Source organism: Pseudovibrio ascidiaceicola, assembly GCF_900114245.1.
Taxonomy (GTDB): Bacteria; Pseudomonadota; Alphaproteobacteria; order Rhizobiales; family Stappiaceae; genus Pseudovibrio; species Pseudovibrio ascidiaceicola.
In genome coordinates, this window is sequence record NZ_FOSK01000010.1 from 137,725 (window position 1) to 156,945 (window position 19,221).

The window sequence follows — 19,221 nt, forward strand, 5'->3', positions numbered from 1 at the left end:
ACCCCAATCTATAGGTGGAAAAATGGTTCCGAGGCGTTTAAAGAGTACATAAGTAGCATTTAACAGAAGCGTTGCCTTTTTTTCAGCTCTGTTCTGAGTATGCTTGGCGCCGAACAAGCAGTCAAAACACTGTTGAACTTAAAAAATGGTTGCTGCGTAATTGCCGGAGGCATCGTTTTGCACCGGATCAAACTTTGAGGAAATTTGGGATGGCCGTTAATTTTAAGGGCGTTCTGACTGGTGGGATTATTGCAGCAATGGCCGCAGTTGGCTTTGCAGGCACCAGTGTTGCACAGAATGCACAGGCAGACGATGCTTGGGTGAAAGTTTGTAACACTGATCCTAAATCCAAGAAAGAATTTTGCCTTATCACACAAGAACTGCGCACGGACACAGGCCAGTTCCTAGCTCAAGCTGTCGTGCGTGAAGTGACCGGTGAAAGCCGCAAGTTGCTGCACCTTGCTGTTCCTCCAGGAATGCTGATTCAGCCTGGTCTTCGTGTACAGGTTGATGGTGGCAAACAGTCTGAAGCTAAATATACAATTTGTTTTCCAAACGCTTGTATTGCCGAGATGGTTATTGATGACACCTTCATCGGTGGCCTGAAAAAAGGTGGCAAGCTGATCATTACTACGTTGAACCAGCAGGGTAAGGCACGTCCATTCGACCTTACTTTGAAAGGGTTCACCCGTATTTATGATGGTGAAGCTATCAAGCCTGAAGAACTCCAGGCAAAGCAGGAGCGCCTGCAGTCTGAGCTTCAGAAGCGTGCCGAGGCCGCTCGTCAGAAGCTGATTGAGCAGCAGCGTCAAGCAAACCAGTAATTTGGTTTTCGCGTTAAGAATTAAAAAACCCGAAGGAATTTTCCTTCGGGTTTTTTATTGATCTGATGATCTTGAAGAAATGCGGTTTCCATGAAGAGAATTCAGGAACCGGCTTTAATGAATTTCTACATCCTTGACGATGTAGTCTCCATCGGTGGTCTCATCAAAAAACTCATCGACCTGCGGATGTCGCACAGGTTCGCCACTGTCGTCTTTTTCCAGATTCTGCTCCGAGACATAAGCAATGTATTCACTCTCAGCGTTTTCAGCGAGAAGGTGATAAAAAGGCTGGTCCTTGCTTGGGCGTGCTTCTTCGGGAATTGACTCCCACCACTCTTCTGTATTGTCGAATGTGGGATCAACGTCGAAGACTATGCCACGGAACGGGTACAGGCGGTGACGTACGACCTGTCCAATTCTGAATTTCGCGGTTCTAATTGTCTCCATAATCCACCAAGCTTTCGAAGATACTGTATCTTGTCAGGGCGCCTTAAAGGTCATGTCATGCGCGTATTGTCAAGCTATATAGCGCAGCAAAGAGGCGAGAGGCAGCACAAACCGATCAAAATGTGACGTTTGGGGATGAATAGCTCCTCACATTTCATTGATATGCACATCTGCAGGGTTGAAGAGTGGCGCCGACCACTCTTCAGGATTGATTATTGGAAAGTTTCTGCCAAATCCGGGTCTTTTGAGATGACCAGATCAGCCAGATCACAGATAACTTTTGCCTGTTTCCAGGTCGCATCATCCTGCATTTTTCCATCCAGCATGACTGCACCCGTTCCGTCTGGCATTGCCTCCAGAATTCTGCGGGCAAATTTCACTTCATCTGGCTCTGGGGAGAAGACTGATTTTGCGATGCCAATCTGGCTTGGGTGCAGGGTCCAGGTTCCAAGGCAGCCCATGAGGAATGAGTTGCGGAACTGAGCCTCACATGCGGCAGGATCGCTGAAGTCTCCGAAAGGTCCATAGAATGGCTTGATGCCTGCGGCCAAGCATGCATCTACCATTTTGGCGACGGTGTAGTGCCATAGATCCTGCTGGTAGCGTGTGCGTGGTGCATCACCGTCGGAATCAGCCAGTACCTGATAGTCAGGATGACCACCGCCAACGCGAGTTGTTTTCATACCACGGGAGGCCGCAAGATCTGCTGGACCGAGGCTCATGCCGTGCATGCGCGGACTGGCTGTGGCAATGGCTTCTACGTTGTTGACGCCTTCAGCTGTTTCCAGAATAGCGTGGATCTGGATTGGCTTTTTCACGCCTGCCTTGGCTTCCAGTTGAGCGAGTAATTGATCCAAATAGTGAATGTCCCATGGGCCGTTCACTTTTGGCAGCATGATCACATCAAGCTTGTTGCCGCAGCGGGTTACGATTTCAGTGATGTCGTCCAGTATCCACGGGCTTTCCAGTGAATTGATGCGCGTCCAGAGCTTTGTAGAGCCAAAGTCATTGTCATTGGCCATCTGGATGAAGCCCTCACGGGCATTGAGTTTTTCATCGGCTGGAATCGCGTCTTCCAGGTTGCCGAGAATTACATCCACCTGCGAAATCATCTGCGGGATCTTCGCACGCATCTTTTTGATATGCGGGGGCACGAAGTGGATCATGCGTTCCAGCGCGACAGGTGGCTCAGCAAACGGTGTTGGGGCACCAATGGCCAGAGGTTTATAAAAGGAACGATAAGTTTTCATCTGGCTAGCTCCCTCCCGAGCCGAAATGGAAATTCAGAGGGGAGTATACAGAATATTGTGCGGTGCAAAATCAGCTCTTTGGGCTAAGTCCTGAAGCCGTTTGTCTTTTGTCAGAATTGATTATAGGGCTTCAGTTTTTGCTTATGTGTGCCACCAGTTTTCGTTTAGCGACGGTACACAGTGAGTGAACTGGCTAAATCCACTTCTTCATGATCCACATCCACTGTGATGGTTCTTCGCGGATCCATTCTTCAAACTGGTCGTGTACTGCCTGCGTTGTGGTGATTGCATCCTGTACACGGTCTTTGGTGCGTGCGACCGGTATTTCCTTGGCAATGATGTCGAAGCGGGAGCCTTTTTTACGGCGCGCAACCACAGCAATAAGGCGCTTGTTCATAGTACGCGCAAGCGCAGCCGGAATGTGTGTTGCTGCTGAAGGTTGTTTGAAAAACTCAATTTTGACGCCGCGGTGATCGCGTACGTCTGCGACGAAGGCAACCGAGCCCTTTTTACGCAGGATTGAAATGATCTTTGTGCCGGTGTCGTGGCCTTTGCAAAACAAGCCAAGTTTATAGAGAAAGTTTCTTTTCCCGACCAAATATTCTTCAGAATAAGGGTTCTTCAGTTTTTGATAGACCCCTGCGAGCGGGAGACCAAGTTCCTCTGCTTTGTCGGAAACAACTTCCCAGTTACCGGAGTGCATGGTTACAAGTACGGCGCCTTCACCAACTGAGGGTTCAAAGACCTCTGGGTTTACATAGGTGACGCGGCTCGGATCCTTGTGGATTTTGGAGAGTAAAACGGTTTCAGCAGAGACCCGACCAAGGTTTTCCCACATATCCCGGACAATTTTATCTGCTTCATTGAGCGTCATTTCCGGATAGGCGGCCATGATGTGCGCTTTAGCTCGGGCATGCCTATGGGTCATCGGGGCGATCAAGCGCCACATGTTTCCCATAAAAGCGGAGGACCAATCCAGCGGCATAGAGCGCAGAATTCCGCCGATAAATCTTAGAGCCAGCCATTCAGCACGAAAGCTGAGCTTCTCGCGACGTGTCAGTGGGCGACGGGATTTTTTAGCTTTCATATTGGCCTTTGGGCGGATGGAGCTTTCCAGTTCCGTTTACTCGCATACTATAGTGTCGTAGTTGCCGGTATGCCAACCTCTGTAGAATGGCTATATACGCTCAACTCGGACATGGTGATTAGCCAATCAGCATTTCAAAAGCAACTCATTCTCCAGTTGGATGCGGAGAACACTAAAAAATTGCATGGGGAAATGGTTTAGATGCTCAATGTTGTTAATTTGGCAATGCCATTTTTCCTGCTCATCTTCCTGGGGTTTGTTTCTGGTCGCGGTGCGAAACTCTCACGCGAGGGTTTGGCATGGATGAACTTTTTCGTGATTTATCTGGCGTTGCCTGCGTTGTTCTTTCAGTTGCTTTCCGAAACGCCGCTGGAAGAGCTTGCAACGTTTGATTTTGTCGCTGCGACTACATTTTCCACCTTTGCCATGTTTGTGCTGGCTTATGCTTTTGCACGCTTCATATTGCGCGGTAGCATTGGTGAAGCGACTGTGCAGGCCCTGGTCGGTTCTTATTCCAATATTGGTTATATGGGGCCTGGCGTTACTCTTGCTGTTCTTGGGGCAGGGGCGGCGGTGCCGACGGCTTTGATCTTGTGTTTTGATACAATCCTGCTGTTCATTCTCGTTCCCATGATGATGTCGATTGGTGGCGCTCGAAACATCAAGTTTGGGCCTCTGGCCTTTGAGATTTTCAAGAAGATCATCACACACCCGTTTATTCTTGCGGTGTTTGCAGGCATTTTAGCTGCTGCGATTGAGTTCAAGCCACCTGTTGCGCTCGATCAGACCATCTCGTTTTTGCGACAAGCAGCAGCACCTTGTGCATTGTTTGCCATGGGTGTGACGATTGCCTTGCAGCCTAGCCGGAGAACGGCGAAGGAGCTGCCGATCCTGCTGCTTATCAAGCTGGTGGTGCATCCAATCCTTGTGTTTGTGTTGTTGGAGTGGATTGGGGGCTTTGATAGTCTGTGGATCTCAACCGCTGTTTTAATGGCTGCTTTGCCACCAGCTGCGAATGTTTATGTGCTGGCACAGCATTATTCGAGCTATGTGGAGCGCGCCTCTACAGCCGTACTGTACGGAACGTTGGCATCCGTTGTTACGTTGCCAACGCTCATTTATCTCATTCAATCAGGAATACTGGTGCCTTAATTGTCCTGCGCGCGCATAAGTGTCGGCAAGCTCCATGATGGGGCAATGCCTTCGCGCATCAGCAGGCGGCGGACGAGTGGGATTCTGGAGGCTGTATAGAGTCCCAGACTGCGTAGCATTTGAACAGGTAAGGCATCCGTCAGCAATGACCTGTTGAGCAGATCTACGGCAGTTGTGCGGCTGATGACGTCTGCTTTGCGGCTGCGATCGTATTTTTGCAGCAGCTCAGCTGATCCCATATCTGCCTTGGTGTGTTTGGCGTTTGCCAGCAGTTCAGTTGCAACTGCGATGTCTCGCAGAGACAGGTTGAGACCCTGGGCCCCAATTGGCGGGAAGGCGTGGGCAGCTTCTCCCATAAGCAGTGAGCGATTACCGCTCATGTGAACAGCTGTCAGGCCAGACAGCGGATAAACCTGCCGCGGGCTTGCCAGTTTCAACGAACCCAAAATGAACTTACTGAGTTTTTCCAGCTCGGCTTCGAGTGCTTCGTCCTTGTAATTGTTCAGCTCTTCGGCGCGCTCTGGCGTTTCCACATAAACAAGGGAAGACGTCTTGCCCGGAAGTGGGACCATGGTGAATGGACCGGTGTTGCGATGGAACTCGGTTGAAATGTTGTAGTGTGGCAGGTCGTGCTTGAGATTGAGAACGAGTGCCGCTTGCGGGTACTTCCAGTTCTTAGTCTCAATGCCAGCGGCGCGGCGCACCACAGAATTCCGTCCATCTGCGCCGATGACAACATAACAGCTGATGTCTGGCGTACTGCTCAGTTCAATGGTGGCTTTATGATCATTGCTGTTGACGTTTTTGATTGTGTCTTCGACAAGTTCAATGAGCTCGTTGTTGTTCACAAGATCAAACAATACTCGGTTCAGATCCTTGTTGAGGATGTTGTAGCCGAAGGCAGGCAGGTCCAGTTCTGAGGCAGAGAATGTAGTTTCCGGCGCACGTAACAGGCGATCGGTGCCGTCGATCAGACGCATCTTTTCCAGCGGTGTAAACGCTGAACGCAAGTCTTTCCAAATGCCAATGTTATCCAGAAACTGGCGGGAAGCGTCCATCAGCGCGGTGGTGCGGGCGTCGTTGAGGTTGACTGGCGGGCCGACAAGCACAGTTTCCAGTCCATTGCTGGCGAGCGCAAGGGCGGCGATCATACCAGCCGGGCCTGTGCCGATTACAGCGCAATCGTAGCTCTTTTCCTGCGACGGCGTGAGGTCGTTGCTTTTGCCTTTGGTGCTGTCTGTTGCAAGATTGGCTGCCATTTTTTCGTTCCGCATTTTGTTTGCGTTCTATTACCCAAGTATCTAGGGGATAAAACCTATCGGTTTCAAGGTGTCGCACGCGGATAGTCCCCTAATGAAAGCGGAGAGGTCTCGTTGCGCCAGCTTCATCATGTCGCAGGCTCCAGTTTAGATTTGAACTAAATCAATGTCGCATTGGGACTATTACTGGTCTATTAGAGATGCTGCATAAGTTGCGCCGGTTCCGGAACCGCAGAGTTTCGGCTGTCCTGATTGATTTTGAGGTTGGTTATGTCAGTTACCAGTCCGAAAACGGATTTACAGTTGTCCTATCGGCTCCCGTACATTGTTTTGGGTGGTGCTGTGGTTTTAGGCTGGGTTTATCTGGCGGCCATGGTCATCGACATGATCTCTCGTATGGATATGGGCGAGATGGGGCCGGGCATGGAGCTGTTCAATCAGTTCAACATGTTCCAGGGCCTGCCTGAGCATGTACGTGTTCAGCTGGCTTCACTGTGTTTGCCTCTGGCTCAGGAAGCGTTTGGCATGCCAGCGCTGCTGAATATGGGCTTTTATGACTATTTTCTGCTGTTTGTGATGTGGTTCATGATGGTGCTTGCCATGATGTTGCCGACTGCCATGCCCATGCTGCAGACCTATCATGAAGCGCGTGGCGGTAAAGCTATTTACGTGGTGGCTGGCGGCTATCTGGCAGTCTGGATTGCGTTTTCCGTTATTGCGACCGTTGCCCAAGGTGTGCTGCATGAGCTGGGCGTGATGAGCCCGATGATGTTGCCGGTCTTTTCTACACTGACAATCACAACAGTCATTGCAGCTGCGATCTATCAGTTTACGCCTGCCAAGCAGGCCTGTCTTGACCGGTGCCGGACACCCAATGTTGCATTGGCTCTGCATTCTGGTGAGCAAAAACAGAGTGCCTTCCAGTTTGGAATTGAGCAAGGTTTGTACTGTTTGGGGTGCTGTTGGGCACTCATGGTGCTTATGTTTGCAGTGGGAATCATGAATATTATTTGGATCGCGCTGCTTGGTCTCATAATGACACTTGAAAAAAAGAGCAAAACACCGTTTACAAGCTATGGAATAGGTATCGCACTTCTGCTATGGGGCGGTGCAAACATCTATTTCGCTCGGGTGGACTTACCTCTTATTGAAGCTTTGGGCGATAGATTGTTCTAAGTGGTACCTGCACTTAAAGAATAACAAAGGACCCAAAGTTGACCGGTCAGACCAACTCCCGGCTGTTCCTCATTCATATTCTCACCGCATTGGGGGCTCCCATTGCGTTGCTTGCGCTTGTCGCTGGAGCGAACGGCAATCTGCCTATGATGTTTTTCTGGCTCTGGGTGGCACTTGTTGTCGACGGGCTGGATGGTCCTTTAGCACGTAAATATGACATTCAGAATCGGCTGCCGCGTTGGAGCGGCGTTATTCTGGATCTGGTGATTGATTACGCGACCTACGTTTTCCTGCCTGCTTTCGCGCTTTATCAAAGTGGCCTGCTCTCAGAATTCTGGGGCCTTTTGTCTGGTGCCGTCATTGTGTTTACCGGCGCGATCTATTTCGCTGACGGTAACATGAAGACCGAAAGCGGCGGCTTTCTTGGATTCCCTGGTGTCTGGAATATGGTGATTGTTGTGCTGGTTGCACTGCAGTCTCCGCCCTGGATCATCATCGGAATGGTGGTGTTGTGTTCTGTATTGACGTTTGCTCCTGTTGAATTTGTGCATCCGGTGCGTACCGTCAAATGGCGTCCACTAACTCTAGGCATTCTCATCGTATGGAGTGCCGCTCTTGCGGTTGCGCTTTATCAGGATTTCGTCATTGAAAACTGGTTGTTTGCTCTGATTACAGCAACGAGCCTCTACCTGTTTTGCGTCGGAGCTGTTCACCAGCTGTTCCGCAAGGTGTGATTCTCGATAAATGAGTTTCTTAAAGCCCGGCCGATTGGTCGGGCTTTTTTATTTGGCCTTCGCATTTCCCCTCGTGCACGCAAGTTTCCCCAAAGGTGCTTGCAACTTAACTGCAATCTGTCCAAACTCCGTCTCCAGCTTTTTATAAGGGATAATCCATATGGTCTTTGCTGTTCGCGTTGAAAAAACTGGTGATCCATCCGTTCTGACACACGTGGATGTTGACCTGCCAGACCCGGGGCATGGTGAAGTTCGGATTCGGCACACTGCGATCGGGCTCAACTTTATTGATACCTATTTCCGCTCCGGGCTTTATCCGGCACCAAATGGGGTACCATTTGTTCCGGGTAATGAAGGCGCGGGGATTGTTGTTGCGCTTGGGGAAGGTGTGACAGGGCTCGCTCTTGGGGACCGTGTGGCATATGCAGGGCCGCTGGGGGCTTACAGTGAAGAGCGTAATATTCCCGCAAGTGTGCTTGTAAAAATCCCTGAAGGTGTGAGTGATGAGCAAGCAGCGGCTTTGATGTTAAAGGGGATGACTGGGCGTTATCTGCTGCGGGAGACCTACAATGTGGGAGCGGATACGACCTTGCTTTACCATGCTGCAGCTGGCGGTGTCGGGCTGATTGTTGGCCAGTGGGCCTCTGCGCTTGGGGCGAAGGTGATTGGGACGGTTAGTTCGGAAGAAAAAGCGCGGCTCGCTCAGGACAATGGTTATGAGTATGTGATCAATTACAAGAGCGAGGACTGGGTGTCGCGGGTGCGCCAGATCACCGATGGGCGTGGCTGTGATGTGGTTTATGACAGTGTGGGCAAGGATACATTTCCAGCGTCGCTGGATTGTCTCCGACCGCGTGGGCTTTGGTGCTCCTTTGGGCAGTCATCCGGGCCACTGCCTGAGTTCAACATGGCCATTCTTTCTCAAAAAGGTTCACTGTTTGCGACGCGTCCGACGCTGTTCAACTACATTGCGGAGCGTTGGGAGCTGGAAGAGACCGCTGGGGACCTGTTTGCCGCTGTGGCTGACGGAACAATCAATATTCAGATCAACCAACGCTACAGCCTGAAGGACATTGCACAGGCGCACTGCGATCTGGAGGGGCGTAAAACCACCGGTGCAACAGTAATTATTCCTTAAACACGGTTGAGGGATTGGGAGGATTGATGGATCGGTCGCGGTATCTTTACGGCCCAGCGCTTCGCTATTTTGCAGCGGCTGCGGAAGAGAACTCCATTCGGGCGGCAGCACGCAAGCTCAATGTGGCGTCTTCTGCGGTGAACCGGCAAATTCTCACACTGGAAAAGCAGTTGGGAATGGAGCTGTTTGAGCGAGTTGGCCGCACGATCCGTCTATCCTCTGCAGGGGAAATTCTGCTGGCCCATATTCGGCGGACGCTATCCGATCTGGAGGCGACCGGTGCGGAGCTGGATGCGCTTAAAGGTCTTCGTCGCGGTGTGGTTTCCATTGCAACGGTTGAAAGTGTGACTGAGGCGCTGTTGCCTGAGGTGATTGCGCAGTTTCACAAGGACTATAGCGGTATTCATGTGGATGTGCAGGTGATGGGGGCTGAGCGAGTTGCGCAGGCCGTTGAGAAAGCGGAAGTGGATGTGGGTTTCACCTTTGAACCACCAGATACCGATGCGCTCAACATCACCTACAAGAAGGCGTTGGAGATTGGGGCGATCATGGCTCCGACGCATCCGCTGGCAGGTGAAAAACAACTTAGTCTGGCACAGTGCTTTGAGTATCCGGTTGCCATGCCTGCGCCAGGGATCTCTATTCGTGCGCGACTGGACGTGGCGCTCTCTCACAGTTCCATTGGTGGGCAAAGTAGTGTGGAAGCAAACTCTCTGCGGTTTATGAAGCACTTGGTGCGCTCAGGTGAAATGGTGGCGTTTCAGACGGTCATTGGGTTGGAGGAGGAGTTGGCGAGCAAGCGGCTGCTTTTCAAGCCGCTTATTGATGAGCAGCTGACACGCGGCCATTTTTGCGTCATTACCTCATCATTACGTGGGCTTGCGCTGGCTCCAGCGATTTTTCTTGAGCAAGCAGAGGCAAGATTGGAGAAGATTTTGCCTAAAATTGATGCCTAAATGGCATCACGCATGACACTTTTTTGTTCTTTTGTTATCATAAATAGTCGTGCACTCTGTAGTTTCACTTAGATTCTGGCATCTATTGCAGTTGCCATTTGAAAGACGAGGCAACTATGGGGCGATTGACCACCCACGTTTTGGACAGTGCTCAGGGGAAACCAGCGGCAGGGCTGCTGGTTGAGCTGGTTCGCATCGATGGGGACAGCTTTTCCAAAATCGGTGTATTTTCGACCAACAATGATGGGCGTGTGGATGGGCCGTTGCTGGAAGGTGATAGCCTGACTGTGGGCACCTATGAACTGCAGTTTCATGCAGGTGACTACTTGCGAAGCGAAGGTCTTGCTCTCCCAGAGCCTGCGTTTCTTGATGTTGTTCCGATCCGCTTTGGTATTGCGGATGTAAGCAGCCACTATCATGTACCACTGCTGCTTTCTCCCTTTGGTTACACCACCTACAGGGGGAGCTGAGTTGATGCGCACAGCAATCCGTTTCCTTCGAAAAGGTCAGGTCGTCGAGTTGGACAATTTTGAACCAACGGCAACTTTGCTTGATTATCTGCGCCTGAGTGAGCGCTCAACGGGCACCAAAGAAGGATGTGGCGAAGGGGATTGTGGTGCCTGCACCATTGCGCTTGGGCGTTTGCATGATGGCAAACTCGTATATGAGCCCGTTAACAGCTGTATCTTACTGCTTGGCCAGATTGATGGCTGTGAGCTTGTTACGGTAGAAGATCTGGAAGGACCTGACGGATTACACCCGGTCCAACAGGCACTTGTTGACCTGCACGGTTCACAGTGTGGGTTCTGTACGCCCGGTTTTGTGATGAGCCTCTTCACGCTTTATCACGCCAATACGCCGGGTCTGACACGGCAGGATGTGAACACGTGGATTGCTGGGAACTTGTGTAGGTGTACAGGTTACAGACCTATTGTTGATGCTGCTTTGGAGGCGTGTCGCGGTGGTTTGAATGATGCATTTGCGGCCCGTGCAGCAGAAACAGAGAGCACACTTGCAGCTCTTCAGGATGCGCAGGATGTTCATGTGGGTGATAGTGAACGGTTCTTCTTTGCCCCCAGCAGCTTTCAGCGTTTGCTGGAGACCTATGGAGAACATCCAGAGGCTACCCTTGTTTCCGGCTCGACAGACGTTGGGCTTTGGGTCACTAAGCATCTGCGTGATCTGCCCAAGGTCATTTATCTTGGCCGTGTGAATGGTCTGAGCACTTGTTATCAGGATGAACAGGGCATTCGGCTTGGTGCGAGTGCATCTTATGCTGTTGCCGAGCAGTTCCTGAAAACCATTGATCCTGATTTGGATGTGGTGATCAGCCGGATTGGCTCCAAGCAGGTTCGGGCATCGGGTACTGTTGGCGGAAACATTGCCAATGGGTCGCCCATCGGGGATATGCCACCGATGCTGATTGCGTTGGGGGCCGAGATCGAGTTGCAAAGCAATCGTGGGCGTCGCACGTTGCTGCTGGAGAATTTCTTCATTGACTATGGCAAGCAGGACATCGCTGAGAACGAAGTGCTGACGTCGATCAATGTGCCGCGTTTGAGTGCAGATGAGCAGTTCCGGGCCTACAAGATTACCAAGCGTTTTGATCAGGATATCTCTGCGGTAATGGCTGCGTTCTGTCTGAGAGTTCAAGACGGTGTGGTGAAGAGTGCTCGCATGGCATTTGGTGGTGTTGCGGGCATCCCAAAACGTGCAAATGAGGCCGAAGCAGCTCTGGTTGGGGCATCCTTGGAAGACCCTGACAGTTGGCAGAGTGCGTTGGATATTATCGAGGGTGAATTCGTTCCTTTGACTGACATGCGGGCCTCTAGCACTTATCGGTGTGATATTGTGCGAGGGCTTTTAGAGAAAGCCCTGCTGGAAATCTCTGCTGCATCCTCGCAAAAAACGCGTGTCTTTGGGCAACGTGAACTGGTTGAGGGAGGCGCTCATGTCAACTGATCTTCTTGAAAAGACAGAGGAACGCACCTCGGCCTCTCAGGTTGTTGGAAAATCCTACAAACATGACAGTGCAGAAAAACACGTAGCTGGCACTGCGACGTACATTGATGACATGATCGAGCCGTACGGCACGCTTCATGTGGCGCCGGGGTATGCGTCACATGAAGCGTGTGGCCGTCTGGTGACAGTCGATCTGAGCGCTGTTAGAGCAGCTGCCGGTGTCGTTGCGGTGTTGGAAGCTGCGGATATTCCAGGTGTGAATGATTGCTCTCCCGCTATGGGAGATGATCCGGTGCTTGTTTCGGATCGCATCGCATTTCATGGACAACTGGTGTTTCTTGTAGTGGCTGAGAGCCGTTTACAGGCGCGCAAGGCTGTTAAACTGGCACAGATTGAGGTTGAAGCAGAAACGCCTCTGGTGAGCGTTGCTGATGCTCTCAAAGCTGAGCAGACCGTGCTGCCAGACTATGAGTTTCGCCGGGGGACACCTGAAGACACTTTGGGACGTTCAGCACACACGGTAACGAGCAGTTTTGCGCTTGGCGGACAGGAGCACTTCTATCTTGAAGGACAGATGGCTTTTGCTATTCCCGGTGAAGATGGGGACATGACTGTACATTCCTCCACCCAGCATCCAACGGAGGTTCAGCACACCATTGCGAAAGTGCTAGGTGTTGATGAGGCGGCAGTGACCGTTGAAGTGCGCCGTATGGGCGGTGCGTTTGGTGGTAAGGAATCTCAGGCGAACCAATGGGCGGCGCTGGCGGCTTTGGCTGCATATGCAACGGGGCGTCCATGTAAATGCCGATTGGATCGTGATGACGATATGATCCTGACTGGAAAGCGTCACGACTTCCTGGTTGATGTGGCTGCAGGGTGTGATGCATCGGGCAAGATTGAAGCGGTTCAGATTGATTTGAACTCGCGTTGTGGTCACTCTGCGGATTTATCGCTTGGGATCAATGACCGTGCCATGTTCCATGCGGATAACAGCTATTTCTATCCAGACGTTCTCATCCGTTCCAAGAGGCTGAAAACAAATACAGTTTCCAATACGGCATTCCGTGGTTTTGGTGGGCCTCAAGGGATGTTTGCTGCGGAACGGCTGATGGATGCGATTGCAATCAAGATGGGGCAGGATCCACTTGATGTGCGTAAGGCGAACTTCTATCGCGAGGGTGAGAACACCACGCCTTATGGGCAGTCGGTTGATGAACACGACGTGCTGGCCGCGCTGGTGGATGAATTGGAGCAAAGTTCCGACTATCGTGCACGCCGAAAAGCCGTTGAAGTGTTTAATGCTGAGAATACGATCCTGAAGAGAGGGATTGCTCTTACTCCAGTGAAATTTGGCATCTCGTTTACGCTTACACATCTCAATCAGGCGGGAGCGCTGGTACATCTTTACCGGGACGGGTCCGTACACCTGAACCATGGCGGCACAGAGATGGGGCAGGGTCTCTATCAAAAAGTTGCCCAGATCGCAGCGACTGAGATGGGTGTTAGCCTTGGGAAAGTGAAGATCACCGCGACCAATACCTCCAAGGTTGCAAACACATCTCCAACTGCAGCCTCATCCGGTACTGACTTGAATGGTATGGCTGCCGCGATTGCGTGCCGTGAGATTGTCGGGCGCCTGAAAGCCTTCGGCGCTCAACATTTTGAGGTTTCTGAGGGGGATATTGAGCTTTGTGACGATCAGATGCTGATTGATGGGACGCTGAGGCTTTCTATCAAAGAACTGGCTCAACTTGCTTATGAGCATCGCATACATCTTTCCTCCTCCGGGTTTTACAAAACACCGAAGATTATCTGGGATCGGGAACGGGTGAAGGGACGGCCTTTCCTGTACTTCTCTTATGGTGCCTCCTGTTCTGAGGTGGTGATTGATACGTTGACCGGTGAAATGAAAGTTGAACGGGTTGATGTGCTTCATGATGTTGGCAAATCGCTCAATCCGGCACTGGATATTGGCCAGATTGAAGGTGGCTTTGTGCAGGGTATGGGCTGGTTGACCACGGAAGAGTTGTGGTTTGATGATGCTGGCCGACTGCGGACACATGCTCCGTCTACCTACAAGATACCGACGGCCACGGATGTTCCTGAGATTTTTAATGTGACGCTTTATGAGAGTGACGGGAACCCTGAGCCAACGATCTATCGTTCTAAGGCTGTTGGAGAGCCGCCTTTGATGCTGCCAATCTCTGTTTTTTGCGCGATCAACGATGCGGTTGCGAGCCTGAACAAGGGTGTTTTGCCGAAACTGGATGCACCAGCAACGCCTGAAGCGATCTTGAAAGCTGTTAAAGCGATCAAGGCGGGAGAGGTGAGCTGATGCGGGTTTGGGGTGAAGTTCTGTCTGCTCTGGATGCTGCTGGCCGCTGTGTGCTGGTGAGTATACTGGATGTTGCCGGATCCTCTCCTCGTGAGACCGGCACACGGATGGTCGTACGCCCCGATATGTCGTTTAAAGGAACCATCGGTGGTGGGCGTCTGGAATACGATGTTTTGCATGAAGCTGTTTCATTGATGAAAGAGGGCGGTGCCGCCTTCCAAACACGCTCATACGCGCTTGGTCCTGACCTTGGACAATGCTGCGGCGGGCGGGTTGAAATCGCATTTGAGCAATTTGATCTCAATTATCGTGGTCGTGCACAAGATTTTTCCACACAAGAAGAGGTGGGAATTTTTTCAACGACTGCAAATACTTGCAGTTCCGGGCTACTTGAAAGGCACGTATTACCCCCTGCAATGTGCAGGGCTGATTCTGCTGAAATTGTTTTAAATCAAGGCAAATTGACGGAGAGGTTCGGGGAGGATAGACCTCATCTGTATCTGTTCGGTGCAGGGCATGTTGGCAAGGCTTTGATGCTTGCAATGGCCCCATTGGGCTTTCAGATCAGCTGGATTGATGAACGGCGCGAAATTTTTCCTAAATATGTACCTTCCAATATTCGCTGCATTCATCTAAATGAGCCTCAAGTCGTCGTAAAGAACCTTGAGCCGGGAAACTATGTCATCGTAATGACCCATGATCACAAGCGTGATCATGCTATAGTAGATGCCGCTGTTCGTAGAACCGATCTGGCATTTATTGGATTGATAGGCAGTGCAACAAAGCGCGCGCGAACACTAAAACGGTTCAAAGACTCCGGGGTATCGGAGGCGCAGAGCAAACAGCTTGTTTGTCCGGTCGGAATTACTGAGATTAAAAGCAAAAAACCGTCTGATATTGCAATTTCCATTGCTGCTCAACTTCTAGTGGTAAAGGAAAAGCAAATGAGCAATGCTCAGGGAGGTTTTCGTTTTGCTTCTTAGGTTCAGGGAGAACATCTCGATCTAATTTTGCTTGGGGGAACGGATAACACGATGGAAAACGAACAGAGGTCTGGCCCGGTGGCAGAGGGCGTAGATCTCATAGAAGCCAAGGGTATTACCAAGAGATTTGGTGACATTCTAGCGAACGACAATGTCGATCTCGTCATTAAGCAAGGTGAAATTCATGCTTTGCTGGGCGAAAACGGAGCGGGTAAATCCACGCTCGTGAAAATTCTCTACGGCGCTCTTGAACCGGGTGCGGGAGAGATCCTCTGGAAGGGGAAACGGGTTTCAATCTCGAATCCTGCGGCTGCCCGCAAACTGGGCGTTGGCATGGTGTTCCAGCACTTTTCCTTGTTTGAAGCACTGAGTGTGGTTGAAAACATCGCGCTGGCCTTACCTAAAGGCGAGAAAATCGAGGCTCTTTCCAAACGTATTACTGAGGTTTCCCAAAAGTATGGCCTGCCTCTGGATCCTGCAGCACTGGTTGCGGATCTGCCGGTTGGCATCCGTCAGCGTATCGAAATCGTGCGTTGCCTTTTGCAGAACCCCAGTCTCATCATCATGGATGAGCCTACGTCTGTACTGACCCCGCAAGAAGCGGATCAGCTTTTTGTCACCTTACAGCGCCTTGCCTCTGAAGGCTGTGCGATCCTTTACATCTCTCATCGTTTGGAAGAGGTGAAGAAGATCTGCCACAACGCCACGATCATGCGTCATGGCCGTGTGGTGGGTGGGTGTGATCCTGCTGAGGAAACACCAGCCAGCCTTGCCCGTATGATGGTGGGTGGTGATGTTCATGATATTTCCGCTGGTGCGACTGAAGCACAGCCGGGCGATGTGATGCTCAAGCTGCGTAATCTGTCCATTCCATCGGATGGCGCATTTGGCATTGAGCTTAAGGACGTCAATCTGGACTTGCGCGGTGGTGAGATTGTTGCCGTTGCCGGGATTGCTGCGAACGGCCAGAGCGAGTTGTTTGATGCGATCTCTGGTGAGACGCAGGTCAAAGATGCTTATGCGGTTGAGATTTGCGGTGTGCCGGTTGGCAAGCGCAAGATCAATGACCGGCGTTTGCTTGGCTCCGCCTTTGTGCCGGAAGAGCGTTTAGGTCATGGCGCGGTGCCGGGCTTTGTGCTTTCGGACAATATTTTACTGACGCGCTATAAAACTGAGCCTTCACTGATCAAACACGGCATGCTGAACCAGAAGCTTGCAGCTGAAATGGAAAAGCGCATCACCGTTTCTTACGATGTGCGCATGTCTCATGACAATCCTGAGGCTCGTTCTCTTTCCGGTGGTAACCTGCAGAAGTTTGTGGTTGGTCGTGAGCTGGACCGTGTGCCGAAAGTACTGGTGATCAATCAGCCGACCTGGGGCGTTGATGCAGGCGCTGCGGCTTTGATCCGTCAGGCGATCATTGATCTGGCCCGAGGCGGTTCAGCTGTTCTGGTGATTTCGCAGGATCTTGATGAGATCTATGAGATTTCTGACCGGATTGCCGTGATCTCTCGTGGTGAGCTTTCTGTAGCCGAACCGGCTTCTGAAATGACGCGTGAGAAGATTGGTCTTCTGATGGCGGGTATGGGTGAGGGCAAGTCTGCTTCCCCTGCAGTAAAAGCGGGAGAGACCCATGCGCATTGAACTTGAAAAACGCGCTGAGCACTCTCAGCTGATGACCGTTGTTTCACCGCTGATTGCGATTGGTCTCACCCTTGTGTGTGGCTCTATTTTGTTTGTCAGCATGGGCTACAATCCGATTGACGCGCTTTATGCCTATTTCATTGAGCCTCTGACAACCAGCTGGTCCATCGAAGAGTTGCTGGTGAAAGCTGGTCCGCTGGTTTTGATCGCGGTTGGACTGTCTGTCTGTTTCCTCTCCAACTCGTGGAATATTGGTGCAGAAGGTCAGTTCACTATGGGCGCGCTGGCTGGATCCATCATTCCGGTCCTGTTTTACGACTTTACCAGCCCACTGGCGCTGCCCTTGATGATCTTGATGGGCATTTTAGGCGGTATGGCATGGGCATCTATTCCGGCGTTTTTGAAGGTGCGGTTTGGGACCAATGAGATCCTGACCAGTCTGATGTTGGTTTACATCGCACAGTACATTCTCGACTTTCTTGTCCGTGGCCCATGGCGTGATCCGGATGGTTTCAACTTCCCAGAGAGCCGGATTTTTGATGCGGCACACGTGCTGCCGAAAATCGGTGAAGGGCGTTTGCATATTGGCATGATCTTCGCTGTGCTGGCCGTTCTGGTGGTTTGGTGGATGCTGTCTCGCACGCTCAAAGGTTTTGAGATCAAGGTGATGGGTGAGACCCCACGTGCCGGTCGCTTTGCGGGTTTTTCCAGCAATGGTGTTGTCTGGTTCGGTTTCCTCGTTTCTGGCGGTTTGGCTGGTCTGGCAGGTATGGCGGAAGTTTCCGGTTCTATTGAGCAGCTGACACCCGTTATTTCTCCAGGGTATGGGTTTACCGCAATTATCGTGGCGTTCCTTGGTCGCTTGAACCCGATCGGTATTTTGTTTGCCGGGTTGTTGCTTGGGCTTTCTTATATCGGTGGTGAATCTGCTCAGGTCAGCCTTGGTTTGACTGACAAGGTGACCCGTGTGTTCCAGGGCATGCTGCTGTTCTTTGTGCTCGCCTGCGACACGCTCATTCTTTACAGGTTCAAGTTTGCTTCCAGCGCGAAAAGCATGAAGGAGGCTGGCAATGTCTGATCTTTCCATGATCGAAGCTGTTCTTCTGACCATCATCACCGCGTCTACGCCACTGTTGCTTGCCGCGATCGGTGAGCTTGTGGTGGAGCGGTCCGGTGTGCTCAACCTTGGTGTTGAGGGCATGATGATTGTTGGCGCCGTGATGGGTTTTGCTGCGACACAGGCGACCGGTTCTCCTTACATAGGGATTGTGGCGGCCATGATCTCCGGCGTTGCCATGAGCCTGCTGTTCGGCTTCCTTACGCTTAATCTGATGGCCAATCAGGTGGCGACAGGTCTTGCGCTGACTATTCTGGGGCTTGGGCTTTCCGGAATGATTGGAGAAGCGTTCATCGGGCAGCCGGGCATCAGCCTGAAACCTATTGCTCTTCCAGTGTTGTCCGCCATTCCTTTTGTTGGTCCGCTGCTCTTCAATCAGGACATTCTGGTCTATGCTTCTTATGGTCTTGTGATTGCGGTTTACTTTGTGCTGTTCAGATCCCGTACCGGCCTCATCATCCGTGCTGTTGGTGACAACCACGGCTCAGCACATTCGCTTGGATACTCCGTTATTCAGGTGCGTTATCTGGCTGTGATGTTTGGCGGAGCGTGTTCTGGTCTCGCTGGTGCTTACCTGTCGCTTATTTACACCCCGCAGTGGGTTGAGGGCATGACAGCGGGCCGCGGCTGGATTGCGCTGGCTCTGGTGGTGTTTGCAAGTTGGCGTCCAGCACGTGTGCTGATTGGGGCTTATCTGTTTGGCGCTGTTTCGATTTTGCAGTTCCACGCGCAGGCCGCAGGCATTGGTTTGCCGACGCAGTTGATGTCTGCGCTGCCATATCTGGCAACCATCATTGTGCTGATCATGATCTCGCGCAATAAGACGCTTGCCAAGGTGAATACACCTGCGTGTCTTGGTAAGCCTTTTGTGCCTGATCGCTAAGAAGAACCTGATTTGGCCAATGCGCTCATAGTAGACATTGGTCAAATTGCCAATATTTCGACCTTCGTATACATGGAGGCGAGAGAACGAAGATAACAGAGACCTTGATCTCTGAGTGCAAATAACACGGTTCACCGTTGCACAGATCGCGGAAACCTGCCCGCACGCGAATAAAAGATCGCATATACATGCGAGATACAACAAAGCAGGAAACAACTTGAGAGCGCACAGATGCGCAGAACAGATCTTTCGGGGCTGTTCCTATCGCATTTGT

The 19,221-nt window shown here is 51.5% G+C and carries 17 protein-coding genes; 13 read left to right on the forward strand and 4 right to left on the reverse strand.

Annotation, left to right across the window (positions count from 1 at the left end; all coding sequences use genetic code 11):
• The first annotated feature begins 209 nt into the window (after positions 1-209).
• Positions 210-824, forward strand: coding sequence for an invasion associated locus B family protein (locus BM231_RS18760; RefSeq protein ID WP_057466286.1), 615 nt, complete (start codon positions 210-212; stop codon positions 822-824).
• Positions 825-938: 114 nt separating this feature from the next.
• Here the strand turns inward: BM231_RS18760 and hspQ are convergent, their stop codons facing one another.
• The 3 genes from hspQ to BM231_RS18775 form a co-directional block, all read right to left on the reverse strand.
• Positions 939-1,271: a heat shock protein HspQ gene (gene hspQ, locus BM231_RS18765; RefSeq protein ID WP_057466287.1), complete on the reverse strand. Its 333-nt coding sequence runs from the start codon at positions 1,269-1,271 to the stop codon at positions 939-941.
• A gap of 212 nt (positions 1,272-1,483) precedes the next feature.
• Entirely contained in the window at positions 1,484-2,521 is a 1,038-nt protein-coding gene (locus BM231_RS18770) for an HpcH/HpaI aldolase/citrate lyase family protein (protein WP_093521742.1), read from the reverse strand.
• A 193-nt stretch (positions 2,522-2,714) separates the two neighbouring features.
• Positions 2,715-3,608, reverse strand: a complete 894-nt coding sequence (locus BM231_RS18775) for a lysophospholipid acyltransferase family protein (RefSeq protein WP_093521744.1) — start codon at positions 3,606-3,608, stop codon at positions 2,715-2,717.
• 201 nt (positions 3,609-3,809) lie between these two features.
• On the opposite strand from BM231_RS18775, the gene BM231_RS18780 reads away from it, so the two are divergent.
• Positions 3,810-4,760 carry an AEC family transporter gene (locus BM231_RS18780; protein WP_093521746.1) on the forward strand — a complete coding sequence of 317 codons (951 nt, stop codon included), beginning with the start codon at positions 3,810-3,812 and terminating at the stop codon, positions 4,758-4,760.
• Here BM231_RS18780 and BM231_RS18785 read toward each other — a convergent pair.
• A complete protein-coding gene (locus BM231_RS18785) occupies positions 4,757-6,019 on the reverse strand; it encodes a UbiH/UbiF family hydroxylase (protein ID WP_167550316.1) in 1,263 nt (420 codons plus the stop codon). The genes BM231_RS18780 and BM231_RS18785 overlap by 4 nt on opposite strands.
• 270 nt (positions 6,020-6,289) lie before the next feature.
• On the opposite strand from BM231_RS18785, the gene BM231_RS18790 reads away from it, so the two are divergent.
• The 11 genes from BM231_RS18790 (at position 6,290) to BM231_RS18840 (ending at position 18,947) form a co-directional block, all read left to right on the forward strand.
• Entirely contained in the window at positions 6,290-7,195 is a 906-nt protein-coding gene (locus BM231_RS18790; RefSeq protein ID WP_208860491.1) for a DUF2182 domain-containing protein, read from the forward strand.
• Between the two features lie 38 nt (positions 7,196-7,233).
• The gene (locus BM231_RS18795) at positions 7,234-7,929 is read left to right on the forward strand and encodes a CDP-alcohol phosphatidyltransferase family protein (protein WP_093521750.1); all 696 of its coding nucleotides are present in this window, start codon (positions 7,234-7,236) and stop codon (positions 7,927-7,929) included.
• A gap of 160 nt (positions 7,930-8,089) precedes the next feature.
• On the forward strand, positions 8,090-9,067 hold the full coding sequence (locus tag BM231_RS18800) for a quinone oxidoreductase family protein (RefSeq protein WP_093521752.1): 978 nt from the start codon (positions 8,090-8,092) through the stop codon (positions 9,065-9,067).
• Between the two features lie 26 nt (positions 9,068-9,093).
• Positions 9,094-10,023 (forward strand): LysR family transcriptional regulator, encoded by a 930-nt coding sequence (locus BM231_RS18805; protein ID WP_093521754.1) that lies wholly within the window; start codon positions 9,094-9,096, stop codon positions 10,021-10,023.
• 116 nt (positions 10,024-10,139) lie between these two features.
• A complete protein-coding gene (gene uraH / locus BM231_RS18810) occupies positions 10,140-10,493 on the forward strand; it encodes a hydroxyisourate hydrolase (protein WP_093521756.1) in 354 nt (117 codons plus the stop codon).
• Positions 10,494-10,497: 4 nt separating this feature from the next.
• A complete protein-coding gene (xdhA, locus tag BM231_RS18815) occupies positions 10,498-11,985 on the forward strand; it encodes a xanthine dehydrogenase small subunit (RefSeq protein ID WP_093521758.1) in 1,488 nt (495 codons plus the stop codon).
• Positions 11,975-14,320 (forward strand): xanthine dehydrogenase molybdopterin binding subunit, encoded by a 2,346-nt coding sequence (gene xdhB, locus BM231_RS18820; protein ID WP_093521760.1) that lies wholly within the window; start codon positions 11,975-11,977, stop codon positions 14,318-14,320. Before xdhA ends, xdhB begins: the two co-directional genes overlap by 11 nt.
• Positions 14,320-15,303: a xanthine dehydrogenase accessory protein XdhC gene (gene xdhC / locus BM231_RS18825; RefSeq protein ID WP_093521762.1), complete on the forward strand. Its 984-nt coding sequence runs from the start codon at positions 14,320-14,322 to the stop codon at positions 15,301-15,303. The genes xdhB and xdhC overlap by 1 nt, the downstream gene beginning before the upstream one ends.
• Positions 15,304-15,354: 51 nt before the next feature.
• Entirely contained in the window at positions 15,355-16,947 is a 1,593-nt protein-coding gene (locus BM231_RS18830) for an ABC transporter ATP-binding protein (RefSeq protein WP_181951991.1), read from the forward strand.
• Entirely contained in the window at positions 16,937-18,025 is a 1,089-nt protein-coding gene (locus tag BM231_RS18835) for an ABC transporter permease (RefSeq protein ID WP_093521764.1), read from the forward strand. Before BM231_RS18830 ends, BM231_RS18835 begins: the two co-directional genes overlap by 11 nt.
• Positions 18,018-18,947 carry an ABC transporter permease gene (locus BM231_RS18840; protein ID WP_093521766.1) on the forward strand — a complete coding sequence of 310 codons (930 nt, stop codon included), beginning with the start codon at positions 18,018-18,020 and terminating at the stop codon, positions 18,945-18,947. The genes BM231_RS18835 and BM231_RS18840 overlap by 8 nt, the downstream gene beginning before the upstream one ends.
• Positions 18,948-19,221: the final 274 nt, after the last annotated feature.

Coding starts and splice junctions, on each gene's coding strand:
- BM231_RS18760 (WP_057466286.1), top strand. CDS start 210: ATGGCCGTTAATTTTAAGGGCGTTCTGACTGGTGGGATTATTGCAGCA.
- hspQ (WP_057466287.1), bottom strand. CDS start 1,271: ATGGAGACAATTAGAACCGCGAAATTCAGAATTGGACAGGTCGTACGT.
- BM231_RS18770 (WP_093521742.1), bottom strand. CDS start 2,521: ATGAAAACTTATCGTTCCTTTTATAAACCTCTGGCCATTGGTGCCCCA.
- BM231_RS18775 (WP_093521744.1), bottom strand. CDS start 3,608: ATGAAAGCTAAAAAATCCCGTCGCCCACTGACACGTCGCGAGAAGCTC.
- BM231_RS18780 (WP_093521746.1), top strand. CDS start 3,810: ATGCTCAATGTTGTTAATTTGGCAATGCCATTTTTCCTGCTCATCTTC.
- BM231_RS18785 (WP_167550316.1), bottom strand. CDS start 6,019: ATGGCAGCCAATCTTGCAACAGACAGCACCAAAGGCAAAAGCAACGAC.
- BM231_RS18790 (WP_208860491.1), top strand. CDS start 6,290: ATGTCAGTTACCAGTCCGAAAACGGATTTACAGTTGTCCTATCGGCTC.
- BM231_RS18800 (WP_093521752.1), top strand. CDS start 8,090: ATGGTCTTTGCTGTTCGCGTTGAAAAAACTGGTGATCCATCCGTTCTG.
- BM231_RS18805 (WP_093521754.1), top strand. CDS start 9,094: ATGGATCGGTCGCGGTATCTTTACGGCCCAGCGCTTCGCTATTTTGCA.
- uraH (WP_093521756.1), top strand. CDS start 10,140: ATGGGGCGATTGACCACCCACGTTTTGGACAGTGCTCAGGGGAAACCA.
- xdhA (WP_093521758.1), top strand. CDS start 10,498: ATGCGCACAGCAATCCGTTTCCTTCGAAAAGGTCAGGTCGTCGAGTTG.
- xdhB (WP_093521760.1), top strand. CDS start 11,975: ATGTCAACTGATCTTCTTGAAAAGACAGAGGAACGCACCTCGGCCTCT.
- xdhC (WP_093521762.1), top strand. CDS start 14,320: ATGCGGGTTTGGGGTGAAGTTCTGTCTGCTCTGGATGCTGCTGGCCGC.
- BM231_RS18830 (WP_181951991.1), top strand. CDS start 15,355: ATGGAAAACGAACAGAGGTCTGGCCCGGTGGCAGAGGGCGTAGATCTC.
- BM231_RS18835 (WP_093521764.1), top strand. CDS start 16,937: ATGCGCATTGAACTTGAAAAACGCGCTGAGCACTCTCAGCTGATGACC.
- BM231_RS18840 (WP_093521766.1), top strand. CDS start 18,018: ATGTCTGATCTTTCCATGATCGAAGCTGTTCTTCTGACCATCATCACC.